Source organism: Cephaloticoccus primus, from assembly GCF_001580015.1.
GTDB classification, from domain to species: domain Bacteria; phylum Verrucomicrobiota; class Verrucomicrobiia; order Opitutales; family Opitutaceae; genus Cephaloticoccus; species Cephaloticoccus primus.
Genome location: NZ_LSZQ01000049.1, coordinates 41,569 through 55,577, shown reverse-complemented (window position 1 = coordinate 55,577; position 14,009 = coordinate 41,569). Strand labels below are relative to the sequence as shown.

The window sequence follows — 14,009 nt, the reverse complement described above, 5'->3', positions numbered from 1 at the left end:
GCAGTTGCGCGAGGCTTAGCCCGTCGATCCGCAGCCGCTTCTCGCGCGAGGCGCCGCCGGTCGCCAGCGCCACGGCGGACTTGGGCAGCGCGAGCACTTCGGCGAGGTAGCGGCACAGCTCGGCGTTGGCCTTGCCGTCAACGGGCGGCGACTTGAGCCGCACCTTGAGCGCATCGCCGAGCCAGCCGACGACTTCGCTCCGCGGTGCATTGGGCACGGCCTTGATCGTCAACAGGCAGTGAGTCGCCGCGTGCGCTTCGGCCGGTGCTTGCACTGCGCTGCCCTTGGCCCTGGCGCTGCCCGCGCTTGCGCTGCGATTTGCCGCGCGGCTTTGGAGTGTGTTGCGCTTAGCCATTGCCCGGTTGGCGCAGCCCGATGTCGAGCGCGGCAAGGATTTCCTCGACCGGCTCGGTGCCGACCGAGAGGCGCAGCAGCTCGGGTGCAATGCCGCTGGCGGCGAGCTCGCTACGGCCCGCCTCGCTGGTCACCAGATCGTAGTGGGCGAGGTAGATAAAGGGGCACAGCAGCGTGGTTTTCATCCCGAAGCTCGCGCCTTTTGGTAGCGGCACGGCATCGTAGAACTTCTCAATCGGTGCGTGCAGCGCGAAGGAGATGAGGCCGCCAACGGCGCCGGGGGCGCGTGCGATTTTTTCGTAATTGGCGCGCGTTTTCGGCGAGTGCGCCCAGGCGACTTCCTTGACCGCAGGGTGTGCCTGGAGCCACGCGGCGACGATGGGCACGCTGCGCTGGATCTGTGCGAGGACGGCGCGCGTGTCATCAATCTGGCAGGCGAGTCGCGCGAGGTCGCGCGGGTAGACGGGCTCAAGCCGCGCGGCGATGTCGCGCCGCAACGAATCGGCCTCGGGGTGCTGCGGGTTGACGACGACCAGGCCCGCGACGAGGTCGCCTTCGCTGGCCGTGTATTTGGTCAAGCTGGTGGCGACGACGTCCGCATGTGGCAGCACGTCGACCGAGTAGACGGAGGCGACCGAGGGGTCGGCGATCACGGCGGCGCCGTGGCGTCGCGCGAGCGTGTAGATCGCGGCGAGGTCGGGCGTCTGGATCAGCGGGTTGGTTGGCGCTTCGATGACGATGCCCGCGATTTCCGCACCGCGTCGGGCAAAGAGCGTTTCGAGCGCGGCGAGGTCGCAGACATCGGGCAGGTAAATGTAGTCGCCGGGCTGCGCCTGCTGCTGCGCGTGCCGCTTGAGCAGTGCGATCGTGTCGAGGTACAGCCAGCCGAGCTGCACCCATGTGCGGCGACCGCGCGCGGCTTGGCGCTCGGCCAGCGCGCAAAACGAGGCGTAGAGCGCATTCATCCCGCAGCTTGCGGGGAGCAGCGTTGTGGGCGCGCAGCCCGCGAATAGCGGCGCGAGTGCGCGCCGGATGTGGGCGAGTGCTTCAGCGTGCGGGCGCGCGGCTTCGTGCTGCGGCGCAGGCGCCAGCCCGAGTGCGTGGAGCCGATCTTCGGCGGCGCGCGAAGAGAGGAAGCCGCCCGTGTTTTGCAAAAAGACGTGGGCACGCTGCGCGAGTGCGGGGTTGTCGGGATGCGAGAGGCCCGCGATTCCGTCAAAGTCGTGGAGCTCGATGTTTGGTGTGCGCGTGGTTTGGGCAGGAGCGGTATCCGCTGCCTGGGCGCCTTGAGTTGCGGGGGCACCGCTGGCAGTTGCGGCGAGCTCGGCCTGGAGGGCGGCGGCCATAGGGGCCGAGCTGGTGAGCCAGAGGCGGCGCGGCGCGGCGTTTGCGTCTGGGCTGGGTGCTCCGCTGGCCGCCGCGGCGCAGCCACGCTGCTGCGCGTAGTGTGCGGTGAGTTGTTTGACGAAGCGATTCAGGACGAAGCGCGGGTAGCCGCTGCGCATGGCGTCGATGATCTCGGAGGCCTTGGTCTCGTAACCGCGGACGGCATGCATGGTGGGCAGGCTACACGAGACGGCGTGTGGCAAGTCAGGGATGGGCTGGCCAAGGGGGATGGGTTGGAACGCCATGTAAAAACGGGCAGCCTCGCTTATCGCGGCGGGCCGAGGCAATCCCCGCTTGCGTCATGAAGTGCGGCCCCGCTTCACTGCCCGGGCGAATGAAACTTGTCTCGTGGAATGTGAATGGCGTGCGCGCCGCTTTGGGCAAGGGGCTCCTCGACTGGATGCACGGCGCCGATGCCGACGTGATTTTCCTACAAGAGGTGAAGGCGCTGCCGGGCGATGTGCAGGGCGTGGCTTGGCCGAGCGGCTACGGGCTGCACTGGAACGCCGCGCAAAAAAAAGGCTACAGCGGCACGGCGCTTTTTACGCGCACGCAGCCGCTGAGCGTGCGCTCGGGGATCGGCTCGCCCGAGCACGATGCCGAGGGCCGTGCGATCACGGCGGAGTTCGACGCATTCTGGTTCGTGGGCGTGTACGTGCCCAACGCGCAGGACGGGCTGGCGCGGATCGGTTTTCGCCAGGCCTGGGATCGCGCGTTCCTCGACTACGTGTGCGAGCTGGAGAAGACGAAGCCGGTCGTGTTTTGCGGCGACCTCAATGTCGCGCACGAGGAGATCGATCTCGCCCGCCCAAAGGAAAACGTGGGCAACCCCGGCTTCTCCGACGAAGAGCGCGCGGGCTTTCGCGACTATCTGGACGCGGGGTTTATCGACACCTTCCGCCACTTCGAGAGCGGCGGCGGCCATTACACGTGGTGGAGCTATCGCGCGGGGGCGCGCCCCAGAAACATCGGCTGGCGGATCGATTACTTCATGGTCTCCCGGGCACTCGCGCCGCAGCTCAAGCGCGCGTGGATCGAGCCCGGGGTCATGGGCAGCGACCACTGTCCGGTCGGGCTTGAGCTGGAGTTGGCGTGATGAGTGGGGCGACGGATCTGCGGGCGCGCACTGCGAGGGCCGATCTACGGCTGGCGGGGCCGCAGTCGCCTGTTGCTGCAAAAGCGCGGCCGCCCAAGGTGGGCTCGGAATGGGTGCGGCGCGGCCGCTCCAGGATTCACGGTGGCGGCCTCTACGCGCGAAAGCCGATCCCCAAGGGCACCCGGGTGATCGAGTACGTAGGCGAGCGGATCACGAAGGCCGAGGCCCTGCGCCGCGAGCAGCGGCGATTGGCAGCGGGCGGCAGCGTTTACGTCTTCGAGCTCAATGCGCGCTACGATATCGATGGCGACGTGCCGTGGAATCTTGCGCGCCTGATCAACCACTCCTGCGAGGGAAACTGTGAGACGGACATCATCCGCGGCCACATCTGGATTATCGCCTCGCGCGACATCGCAGCGGGAGAGGAGCTGAGCTACGACTATGGCTTTGACTACGCAGAATGGCGCAACCACCCCTGCCGCTGCGGCTCGCCCAAATGTGTGGGCTACATCGTGCACCAGAAACATCGCTGGCGCGTGCGGAAGATCCTGAAAGCCGAGCGGGCGGCCTCCGCGCGGGCGATCCGCCAAAAAAACGCTGGGGCGAGCGCCGCATCAGCCAGGCGTACGCGCTGCGCTTCCCGACCATGACCGAGCTGAAGTCACTGCTGCTGCGCACCGAGCCGCCGCTCACCCTGGCCGTGGCGGAGAGCCTGACCTGTGGCCGGGTGCAGGCGGCGATCGGGGCGATCTCTGGCGCATCGCAGTTTTTTCTGGGCGGGCTGACGGCTTACTCGGGCGCGCAAAAAGTCGCCCATCTCGGCGTCTCCCGCGCGGAGGGCGAGCCCGTGAATTACGTGTCCGCTGCGGTGGCCGAGCAAATGGCGCGCGGCGCGTGCCGACTCTTCGGCGCAGACTTGGCAGTGGCGACCACCGGTTACGCCGAGCCCTCGCCCGAACACGGTGTGAGCGAGCCATTCGCGTGGTGGGCCCTCGCCCGCTGGCACGGGCGAGCGGGGGACGGGAAGGGCGGGAGCGGCGGGAGGGGCGAGCAAATGCAGAGCGCCAACACCAGCGGCGCCGACTTTTTTGTGCAGAGCGGGCGCGTGGCCTGCCCCGGCGCATTGTCACGCCTCGCCGTGCAGGAAACCGTCACCGCTGCCGCCCTCGCCGCGCTCTGTGATTACCTGCGGAGCTCGGCAAGCTCTCCCGCTTACGCTCGCGCGAGCAGGCTGTGACGCGTGACGTATCCCCCGCTCGCGCAGTGGCCCGCTTCAGTAAGCGCGGGAGCTGAGGCTAAGGCCCCGCCGAGAGCAGGAGCGGAACGGTGACCCGCCATCGGCAGAATATGTTACTTGCCACATCCTGCCGCGAGAGCGTGAGTGGAGGGGCGACCCATGAAAACACCTTCCTTTTTGTTGCTGCTTCTCGCCCTGTTTTTCGTCGCGCCGTTTGGCAGCCTCCATGCCGCCAGTCCCAAGCGCGACGACTACGTCCGCCGTGTCGAGACTTGCGAGGCCATCCTGCAAGAGTTCATGGCCTCGCCCGACCATGCGATCCCTCGCGAAGTGCTCAAACACGCCAAGGGGCTCATCATCGTTAACCAGTTTAGCGCGGGCTTCCTGTTTGGCGTGAAAGACGGCTGGGGCGTCATCATGGTGCGCCGCGCCGATGGCTCCTGGAGCGTGCCTGCGCTGCTCACCGCGGGCGAAGGCAGCCTCGGCCTCCAGCTCGGAGCCAGCGCTAACGAGACGATCTTCGTCCTGAATGATGAGTCCACGCCGCGCCTGCTCTTCAAAGGCCGCTTCCACATCGGAGCCGACGCCAAAGCTGTCGCTGGCCCCAAGAGTGCGGCCAACGAATACACGCTGGCCGATGCCATCGCGCAGCCGATCCTCGTCTATTCGAAGAACCGTGGCCTGTACGCTGGAGCCGCCTTCAAGGCCGGCTACCTCAGCAGCAACGACCAGGCCAACCACAGCCTCTACTCCACGCAGTATTCGCTGCCCGAGATCCTTTACAGCAACTGGGTGACTCCGGCCGAGGAGGTGCGCCCGCTGATGAACTACGTGAACTCGCTGACCGGCGGCCAATGAAGCCACAGGCCAAGGTCGTGACTTTCCACTACACGCTGCGCGATCCCGCAGGCCGTGTGCTCGATAGCTCTTCGGGGGGCGCGCCGATTACTTATCTGGAAGGTGCGGGGCAGATCATCGACGGGCTCGACGCCGCCCTGCGCGGACTCGCTGCGGGGACTCGGCAGCGCGTGAATGTACCCGCTGCGCGGGCCTACGGCGCTCACGATCCAGCCCAGGTGCAAAAACTCCCGCGCGAGAAAATCCCCGTGGAGGGCGCGCTCAATGTGGGCGACCGTTTCCAGACGGACACCGATCCGCACGCGCCCGTGGTGACCGTCGTCGCTGTGGATGCAGAGAGCGTGACACTCGATGCCAACCACCCGCTGGCAGGCGTCGATCTCGACTTCGATGTCGAGGTGGTCGCCGTGCGCGATGCGAGTACCGAAGAGCTGCACCACGGCCACGCCCACGGCCCCGACGGCACCGACCACTGCGGCGCGTAGGCTGCCCGCTACTTTGGGGCCTGCGACGCCGTGCGCCTCATGCGCGACGGCCTCTTCGTCGCCCCATAGGTGCCGAAAACTCCGCTGCGCGCGGGGGCGGGAGGGCGGCCCTACGCAGGCGGCGGTGGCGTGGCGCCACGTGCCATTGAATTTGGGAATCGGCCCCGTCGCTTACGCGACGAAGCGCGATTCCCAAATTTAAAAGACTCCTCCCTGTCGTTTCACGACAGGGGAAGACGCCTGAATCGCGGGTGGAGCGGAAACCCATTTGGGCGCGGCGAAAAAGTTTACGGGTTAAACTCCGACCTGAGCTCCGTTCAGGGAGTTCATTCAACTGTGCGGCTTGTTCGTCGGGCGGAACGCCCGGCAGCAAGCCGCACAGTAAATGGGTGCAGGCACCGCCTGCCGCCGCCCGCGCAGGGCCGCCCCCGCACGGAGTGGCGGCTCCATGTGCTGCCGTGTGCTCAGTTTTCTACCTGACCCCTGATCTACCTGAGCCAGTGGTGGGCGTTGTAGAAGAGCTGCATCCAGGGGGAGTCGTCGTCGCGGAGCCAGTCGCTGGGGGCCCAGCTCAGGTTGCAGGTGCGGAAGACGCGCTCGGGGTGCGGCATCATGATGGTGACGCGGCCGTCGCGCGTGGTCAGCGCGGTGAGTCCGCCCGGCGAGCCATTGGGGTTGAGCGGGTAGTGCTCGGTGGGGCGGTGGTGGTTGTCGACGAAGCGCGCGGCGGCGAGGCCGGAGCGCTCAAGGGTGTGCGCGGCGTCGGCGCTGGGAAACTCGCTGAAGCCTTCACCGTGGGCGACGACGACGGGCAGTACGGAGCCCGCCATGCCGCGCAGCAGGATGCTGGGGCTGTCTTCGATTTTTACCGAGACGAGCCGCGCTTCGTAGCGCTCGGATTTGTTTTGGACGAAGCGGGGCCAGGCTTCGGCTCCGGGGATGAGGCCATGCAGGTTGCTGAGCATCTGGCAGCCGTTGCACACGCCGAGGGTGAAGCTGTCTTCGCGCGCGAAGAATGCGGCGAACTCGGCCCGCGCCTTTTCGTTAAAGAGGATCGTCTTTGCCCAGCCTTCGCCCGCGCCGAGGACGTCGCCGTAGCTGAAGCCGCCGCAGGCGGCGAGGCCCGCAAATTCACGCAGCGAGCGGCGCCCCGAGAGGATGTCGCTCATGTGCACATCGACGGCGCGGAAGCCCGCGCGGTCGAAGGCGGCGGCCATCTCGACCTGCCCGTTGACGCCTTGCTCGCGCAGGATGGCGACGGCGGCGCGGCGGCGGGTGTTTGTTTTGCGCGGCTCCTCGGCATTTTTTTCGGGAGCAAGTGACGAAGGCTCGTCACTTGGTGCGTGCGGCGCCGCTTGCGCCTGTGCTGTGGGGGATGTGGGCGCGTCTGTCGCTGGCTCCGCCACTGCGCGGCACTCGGGTTTCGTGAGCGTAAAGGTGAGCCGCGGCGTGAGGCCGGGGTTATCGGCGCTGAGTTTGAGCTGGTACTCCTGTTCGGCGCACGCGGGGTTGTCGCGTTTTTGCGCAATCCGGCGGGTGGTGTCGGACCACAGGGCGCGCAGGGCGAAGAGGTCTTCGTTGTAGAGCAATTCGCCGTTTTGGGAGATGCGGACGCGATGGCTGTCGAGCAGCGGGCGGCCCACCTGGTGCGTGCAGGCGTCGAGGCCGTGCGCCGCGAGCGTTTTGCGAATCTCGGGCAGGTCGGCGCAGCGGACCTGGATGAGGGCGCCGAGCTCTTCGGCGAATAGAGGGGCCGCAGGCCCATCTATCATGCGCGGTCGTTCGACCGCTTTATTGGCAGAAGATGACGAGGGCTCGCCACTTGGCGTGTGCTGCGCACCTCGTCCGCTGGTTGGCGGCCTGTTCGTTACCTCGCTGTCGCTGCGAGCGGTTTCGTTTGCCTTGGCGCGCGGCAGCGTGAGCTCGAGGCCGCAGTGTCCGGCAAAGGCCATTTCGACCGCGGCGGCGAGCAGGCCGCCGTCGGAGCGGTCGTGGTAGGCGAGGAGTTTCTTTTCGCGGCCGAGCTGCTGGATGACTGTCCAGAAGGCTTTGAGGTCTGCGGCGGAGTCGACGTCGGGCGTGGCCTCGCCGAGTTGCGAAAAGGTCTGCGCGAGGATGGAGCCGCCGAGCCGGTTTTGCCCGCGGCCAAGGTCGATGAGCAGCAGCGCGGTGTCGGGCTCGCGCGCGAGCTGCGGCGTGAGCGAGAGGCGCACATCGTTTACCGCGGCAAAGGCGGAGACGATGAGTGAGACGGGCGCGGTGATCCGCCGCTCCTCACCGCTGCGCTCGTCCTGCCAGACGGTGCTCATCGACAGCGAGTCTTTCCCCACGGGGATGGTGATCCCGAGCGCAGGGCACAGCTCCATACCGACGGCGCGCACGGCGGCGTAGAGCTCGGCGGCCTCGCCCGGGACATCGGGTGCGGCCATCCAGTTGGCGGAGAGGTTGACCTTGCCGAGCTCGCCGATTTGCGCGGCGGCGAGGTTGGTGAGGGCTTCGCCCACGGCGAGGCGCGCGCTGGCGGCGGCGTTGTTAACGGCCACAGGCGTGCGCTCGCCCATCGCCATCGCCTCGCCCGCGTAGCTGTCGAAGGCCGCGGCAGTGACGCCGCAATCGGCGACGGGGACTTGCCACGGGCCGACCATCTGGTCGCGCACGACGAGGCCGCCCACGGAGCGATCGCCGATGGTGATGAGGAAGCCCTTGTCGGCGACAGTCGGGTGGGAGAGCACGCGACGGATGGCTTCGGCGAGGCTCACTGTGCCGAGGTCGAGCGGGCGAGTGGGGCGGCGCAGCGTGGCTTCGCGGCGGTGCATGCGCGGCGGCTTGCCGAGGAGCACATCGAGCGGCAGGTCAATGGGGCGGTTTGCGAAGTGCGGATCTTCGACGACGAGGTGCTTTTGCGTGGTGGCCTCACCCACGATGGCGAAGGGCGCGCGCTCGCGCTCGCAGAGTGCCCGAAAGGTGTCGAGCCGAGCGGCGGGCACCGAGAGCACGTAGCGCTCTTGCGACTCGTTGCACCAGATCTCCAGTGGCGACATGCCGGGCTCGTCGTTGGGGAGTTTGCGCAGGTCAAAGCAGCCGCCGCGCCCCGCGTCGTTGACGAGCTCGGGCAGCGCGTTGGCCATGCCGCCCGCACCGACGTCGTGGATGAAGGAGATGGGGTTATCCGCGCCCATCGCCCAGCAGCGGTCGATGACCTCCTGGCAACGGCGCTGCATCTCGGCGTTGTCGCGCTGCACGGAGGCGTAGTCGAGCGCCTCGCTGCCCGCGCCACTGGCGACCGAGCTGGCCGCGCCGCCGCCTAGGCCGATCAACATGCACGGGCCGCCCAAAACGATGAGCGCATCGCCCGGCGCGATCTGCCCTTTGGCGACGTGCTCGGCGCGGATGTTGCCGAGGCCGCCCGCGAGCATGATGGGCTTGTGGTAACCGCGGAGCGCCTTTGCCCCTTCTATTGGGCGCGCTCGTTCGAGCGGTTTATTGGTAGAAGATGACGAGGGCTCGCCACTTGGCGTGTGCTGCGCCCCTCGTCCGCTGGTTGGCGGCACGTCTGTTGCCTCGCCGTCTGCATTTGCGCTCTGGGTTGTGGGCTCGCTCTCCCCCGTTTCGTCGCTGCCCGGGACTTCGGCCTCGAAGCTGCGGAAGTAGCCGTTGATCGCGGGGCGGCCAAATTCGTTGTTAAAGGCCGCGGCGCCGAGCGGGGCCTCGATCATGATGTCGAGCGCGGAGGCGATGCGGGCGGGCTTGCCGTAGTCCTTCTCCCAAGGCTGCGGGGCTTCGGGGATTTTGAGATTGGAGACGGTGAAGCCGACCAGGCCGGCCTTGGGGCGCGAGCCGCGGCCCGTCGCGCCTTCGTCGCGGATCTCGCCGCCGGAGCCCGTCGCGGCGCCCGGGTAGGGGGAGATCGCGGTCGGGTGGTTGTGGGTTTCGACCTTGCAGAGCAGGTGGATCGGCTCGCGGTGCGCGGTGTAGTCGCCCGTCAGCGGATCGGCGAAGAAGCGGCCCGCCTCGCTGCCGGCGATGACGGCGGCGTTGTCCTTGTATGCGGAGAGGATGCCATCGCTGTGGAGCTGGTAGGTGTTGCGGATCATCGCAAACAGCGAGCGATCCTGCGGCTGCCCGTCGATGTCCCACGTGGCGTTAAAGATTTTGTGGCGGCAGTGCTCGGAGTTGGCCTGCGCGAACATCATGAGCTCGACGTCGGCGGGGTCGCGCCCGAGCCGGGCAAAGGCAGCGGCGAGGTAGTCGATCTCGTCTTCGGCGAGCGCGAGGCCGAGCTCGCGATTGGCGGCTTCGAGCGCGGGCCGACCTTCGGCGAGCAGCGGGACTGTGCGCAGCGGGCGCGGCTCCTCGCGGCGAAAGAGGACGGCGCAGTCCTCGACCGAGTCGAAGACGGCCTGCGTCATCGGATCGTGGAGCAGGGCGGCGGCTTCTTTTATTATGCAGGCCGCCCGTTGGCGGCCTGTCAGGGGCTGGGCGGTCTCCGGTCGCACGTCATGGCTTTCGGGCTGCGCGTGGGCGGCAGCCCCATCTTCGAGCGTGAGCGTGTAGGTGATGACGCGCTCGATCCGGCGGATTTTTGCGAGGCCGCAGAGCCGGGCGATGTCGGTCGCCTTTGACGACCAGGGCGAGATCGTTCCCGCCCTCGGCCCCACGGCCAAAGGCCGGTTTATTGTGCGGGCCGCTTGTTGGCGGCCCGTCTGCCCAACGCAGGCGGATAGTGGCCCGTCCGTTGCCTCGCCGTCGGGGCCTTGCCGTTCGGGCGCGTTTGTGGGGCCGTATTCGAGGAGGCGCTCAAGGACGGCGCGCTCCTCGGGGCTGAGCTCGCTGTCGATGTCGCACAGGTGGACGAACTGCGCGTCGATTGCGTTGACCGGCAGGCCGTGCTCGCTGCGCAGGGTTTTGAGGAGCTTTTCGAGGCGAAAGGGGGAGAGGGCGGATGAGCCGCGAAGCGTGAGCATGATTGGAGGTAGAGGGGAGAGCCATCCCGCATCCGCGCCCCCGCGTCAACCGCGAGGCATCCCGCTCCCGCCATTCACGTCGCGAGGGGCGTGTCGCCCCGGCCATTTACGTCGCCGACACTATGTGGCGAGGTGCCTGTGGCACTTCCGTTTACGCTCACGCGAGCAGATGAGACACGCAGCAGGGCTCTACCGTGCCTTCGGCACGGGCCGACTAAAGTCTTCGTTGCATTTGGTGCTGGGTTTTTCGGCCCCGGCATCTGCGCTTGCGCCAGCCCCAGAGCCCGATTCCCGCTGCACCGAAGAGTGCACCGTACATAGCGGGCTCAGGAGCGGCGGAGATTGACCAATACTCGCTATCGTAATCCTCAAGATGGATGTTTCCCGAGTTGTAGCCTGCAAATGACACCTTGGTAAGCGCATCTCTGAGGGCTGTACTATCTTTTCGCACGAGCAGAAAATCTCGCCCTTCCTGCCAGCCTTGTACCTGTAAATGTCCGTCTTTATTTATTATGAGATTATCAACTTTAATATAGTATTTCGATTTTTGCGAATCTCTGTCTCGATGAATGAAGTTTACTATTCCGTTATCTTCTATGGTCAGGTTTCTGAATATGTTTGTTGTATTCTCGTTTGATAAATATTGTAGCTCTCCGTAGCTTTTTAATGAGATGTTAGAGGTTTTTAGAAGTTGGTTGCTATTTAAGAATCTGATCCTGGCTCTTTTTTGTACGAAAACATCTCCTCTGATAGCGATAGCGCCGTTGGTTTTTGCCAAGACTAAATGCTTTCTCTGCCCAGAAACCTCCACACGACCTGTAAAGGTATTAGACTGATCTCCTTTGAGATGGAATCCTGCGTCCTGTGCGTCATTTCCTGTCACGCGAAGGCCGACTTTATGATCCGAGTCGGCAATGACCGATGAAATATAGATATTATTATATACCTTTCCCGGGTGAGTGGTGAATCGCGCATTCACGAAATTCGTACCCGATGTAATAATTCCTCCAGTTAAAAAGGCACTTCTTGTGTTTGCGACAATTTCAATTCCCTTGGAATTAAGAGTTATTGTATGACCATTAAGGTCTACAATCGGGAAAAGGCCAGGGTCTGCCACACCCTGCATTCTCAGTGACCCCGTATAATCACCGTCTAGCTTCCAGTTTTTATTAACCGCGGCGTGGGAGCCATAGGTGTGTGGAAGAGCGATAGAGAGTAATAGTGCTGTCCCTGAAAATACTATTGCGGCTAAGCGACTAGCGGTATTCGGGTATTCGGGTATTCGGGTATTCGGGTATTCGGGTATTCGGGTATTCGGGTATTCGGGTACATACTTCCCCTATCAGAATGGGCGGTAATTACGATACTATTCTTTATGGATAGTATGTTTTTCCTAGAGGGGGTCGGTGATTACTTATGTTTTTTACCGCTGAGTGGGTGAGGCAGAGTAACGGTTTTGCCTGCTGCAGCTTGTCCGCGAGGTAAAGGGCCGGGGCGCCCCGCCCCCCACAAATCCGTTGACGGGCGCGGGAGGGCACGGCGCAATGGCTGGCCCGTGAGGAACCCGCTCCACTCGCCGCCCCGCCTTCATCCCATTTGCCGACATCGCCACCCGGTGTTGGCCGCTGGCCCGACACGCAGGCCGGCCAACGCGCAGGAGGAGGCGCGGTACTCACAACGATGAGTGACAAGCTTACCCACGAGTGCGGCGTCGCGCTGATCCGGCTGCTGAAGCCGCTCTCTTATTATCAGGAGAAATACGGCAGCCCGCTATGGGGCTTTACCAAGCTGTTTCTGCTCATGGAGAAGCAGCACAACCGCGGGCAGGATGGCGCGGGCGTGGCTTGCGTGAAACTGGGGATGCCCGTGGGCGAGCCGTTCATGTTTCGCGAGCGCAGCGTGGAGCCGAACCCGCTGGACAAGATTTTCAAAACGCTGCTCGCCCAGTACGACGAGCAGGTGCGTGCGGGCACGGTGCACCCCGAGTTTCCGGAGACGGTGAAGCGCGCGTTCCCCTTTGGCGGCGAGCTGCTGATGGGGCACCTGCGCTACAGCACGAGCGGGGGCTACAGCATGCTCTCGTGCCACCCGTACTTTCGCAGGAGCCCGTGGCCGACGCGCAACCTCGCGCTCTGCGGAAACTTTAACCTCACCAACACCACCGAGCTAAACGCCTCGCTGACGGCGATGGGGCAGCACCCGATCTTCGCGACGGATACGCAGGCGATCCTCGAAAAAATCGGCTTTTCGCTCGATGAGGAGCACCAGGAGCTCTACCGCCAGCTCCGCGCCCAAGGGCTCCCGGGCGACGAGATTTCGCAGCGGATCAGCCGCGAGCTCGATCTGGGCCGCGTCTTCACGCGCTCGGCCGAGGGCTGGGACGGCGGCTACACGGTTTGCGGGTTGATCGGCAACGGGGACGCCTTTGTCGCGCGCGACCCCTCGGGGATCCGCCCCTGTTTCTTTTTCAAGAACGACGAAGTCGTGGCCTTCGCCAGCGAGCGCGCGCCGCTCATGACGGTCTTCGACCTGGAGGCGCCGCAAGTCAGCGAGCTCAAGCCCGGGCACGTGATGGTCGTCAAGAATGACGGCGCGCTGAGCGAGACGCGCTTTGCCGCGCCGCTGCCGCGCGCGGAGTGCACCTTTGAGCGGATCTACTTCTCGCGCGGAAACGACATCGACATCTACCGCGAGCGAAAGGCGCTTGGCGCGCGCCTGCTCGACCAGGTCGTCGCGGCGATCGACCACGACTGGGAGCGCAGCGTGGTGAGCTACATCCCCAACACCGCCGAAGTGGCCTACTACGGCCTCATGTCCGCGCTGCGCGAGCGCCGCCGCACGGAGGTGAAGGACGAAATCCTCGCCGCCAGCCGCAGCGGTGCGCTCGACGAAGCGCTGCTCGACAAGCTGATCCTCAGCAACTGGCCGCGCACCGAGAAGGTCGTCAGCAAGGACATCAAGCTGCGCACCTTCATCGGCCAGGAGAACCTGCGCAACCAGCTCGCAACGCACGTCTACGACATCACCTACGGCGCGGTAGCGCCGGGCGATACGCTCGTCTGCGTGGACGACTCGATCGTGCGCGGCACCACGCTGCGCAAGTCGATCCTGCGCATCCTCCAGCGGCTCCACCCGCGCAAGATCGTGATCGTCTCCACCGCGCCGCAGATCCGCTACCCGGATTGCTACGGCATCGACATGTCGCAGCTCGGCAAGTTCATCGCCTTTGAGGCTGCGGTCGAGCTGATCAAGGAGCGCGGCGGTTTCGGCGGGCTCCTCCAGGAGGTCTACGACCTGTGCCGCGCCGAGGTCGCGCGTGCGGCGGGCGCGGGACAGCCCGGCACCAACCACGTTAAAAAAATCTACGCGCCTTTTACGCCCGAGGAAATCTCGGCCAAGATCGCGCAGCTCGTTTCCCCGCCCGCCAATGGTTGGGACGGGCAGATCGAGATCATTTTCCAAACCGTGGAAAACCTCCACGCCGCCGTGCAGCAGCACACGGGCGACTGGTATTTCACGGGCGATTACCCGACCGCAGGCGGCTACCGCGTCGTAAATCAGGCCTACCTCAACTTTTACGAAAAGACCGAAGCCCGCGCCTACTAGCCGCGTGCGCGTGGCCTCCTGCT

General features: G+C 65.3%; 10 protein-coding genes. 6 read left to right on the top strand and 4 right to left on the bottom strand.

The features are described from left to right. Together AXK11_RS06500 and AXK11_RS06495 are read right to left on the bottom strand one after the other, a co-directional pair. Positions 1–355: DUF167 domain-containing protein (locus tag AXK11_RS06500; protein ID WP_068630490.1), on the bottom strand; the 355-nt coding region annotated here is incomplete at its 3' end. After that, positions 348–1,910, bottom strand: a complete 1,563-nt coding sequence (locus AXK11_RS06495) for a PLP-dependent transferase (RefSeq protein WP_231865784.1) — start codon at positions 1,908–1,910, stop codon at positions 348–350. The genes AXK11_RS06500 and AXK11_RS06495, both read right to left, overlap by 8 nt. A gap of 164 nt (positions 1,911–2,074) precedes the next feature. Here AXK11_RS06495 and AXK11_RS06490 point away from each other — a divergent pair, with 164 nt between their 5' ends. The 5 genes from AXK11_RS06490 (at position 2,075) to AXK11_RS06470 (ending at position 5,416) form a co-directional block, all read left to right on the top strand. Then, a complete protein-coding gene (locus AXK11_RS06490; protein WP_068630498.1) occupies positions 2,075–2,836 on the top strand; it encodes an exodeoxyribonuclease III in 762 nt (253 codons plus the stop codon). After that, the gene (locus AXK11_RS06485) at positions 2,836–3,486 is read left to right on the top strand and encodes an SET domain-containing protein (RefSeq protein WP_082780981.1); all 651 of its coding nucleotides are present in this window, start codon (positions 2,836–2,838) and stop codon (positions 3,484–3,486) included. Before AXK11_RS06490 ends, AXK11_RS06485 begins: the two co-directional genes overlap by 1 nt. Then, positions 3,483–4,073 (top strand): CinA family protein, encoded by a 591-nt coding sequence (locus AXK11_RS06480; RefSeq protein ID WP_068630484.1) that lies wholly within the window; start codon positions 3,483–3,485, stop codon positions 4,071–4,073. The genes AXK11_RS06485 and AXK11_RS06480 overlap by 4 nt, the downstream gene beginning before the upstream one ends. A 159-nt stretch (positions 4,074–4,232) precedes the next feature. Further along, positions 4,233–4,931 carry a lipid-binding SYLF domain-containing protein gene (locus AXK11_RS06475; RefSeq protein WP_068630482.1) on the top strand — a complete coding sequence of 233 codons (699 nt, stop codon included), beginning with the start codon at positions 4,233–4,235 and terminating at the stop codon, positions 4,929–4,931. After that, complete coding sequence (locus AXK11_RS06470; RefSeq protein ID WP_068630480.1) at positions 4,928–5,416, top strand: FKBP-type peptidyl-prolyl cis-trans isomerase; 489 nt, start codon at positions 4,928–4,930, stop codon at positions 5,414–5,416. Before AXK11_RS06475 ends, AXK11_RS06470 begins: the two co-directional genes overlap by 4 nt. Before the next feature lie 488 nt (positions 5,417–5,904). Here AXK11_RS06470 and purL read toward each other — a convergent pair whose 3' ends face one another. Both purL and AXK11_RS09790 read right to left on the bottom strand, forming a co-directional pair. Continuing rightward, a complete protein-coding gene (gene purL / locus AXK11_RS06465; protein WP_068630479.1) occupies positions 5,905–10,380 on the bottom strand; it encodes a phosphoribosylformylglycinamidine synthase in 4,476 nt (1,491 codons plus the stop codon). Positions 10,381–10,594: 214 nt separating this feature from the next. Next, entirely contained in the window at positions 10,595–11,497 is a 903-nt protein-coding gene (locus AXK11_RS09790) for a PEP-CTERM sorting domain-containing protein (protein WP_197456827.1), read from the bottom strand. 563 nt (positions 11,498–12,060) lie between these two features. On the opposite strand from AXK11_RS09790, the gene AXK11_RS06460 reads away from it, so the two are divergent. Beyond that, a complete protein-coding gene (locus tag AXK11_RS06460) occupies positions 12,061–13,986 on the top strand; it encodes an amidophosphoribosyltransferase (RefSeq protein ID WP_068630476.1) in 1,926 nt (641 codons plus the stop codon). Positions 13,987–14,009 lie beyond the last annotated feature (23 nt).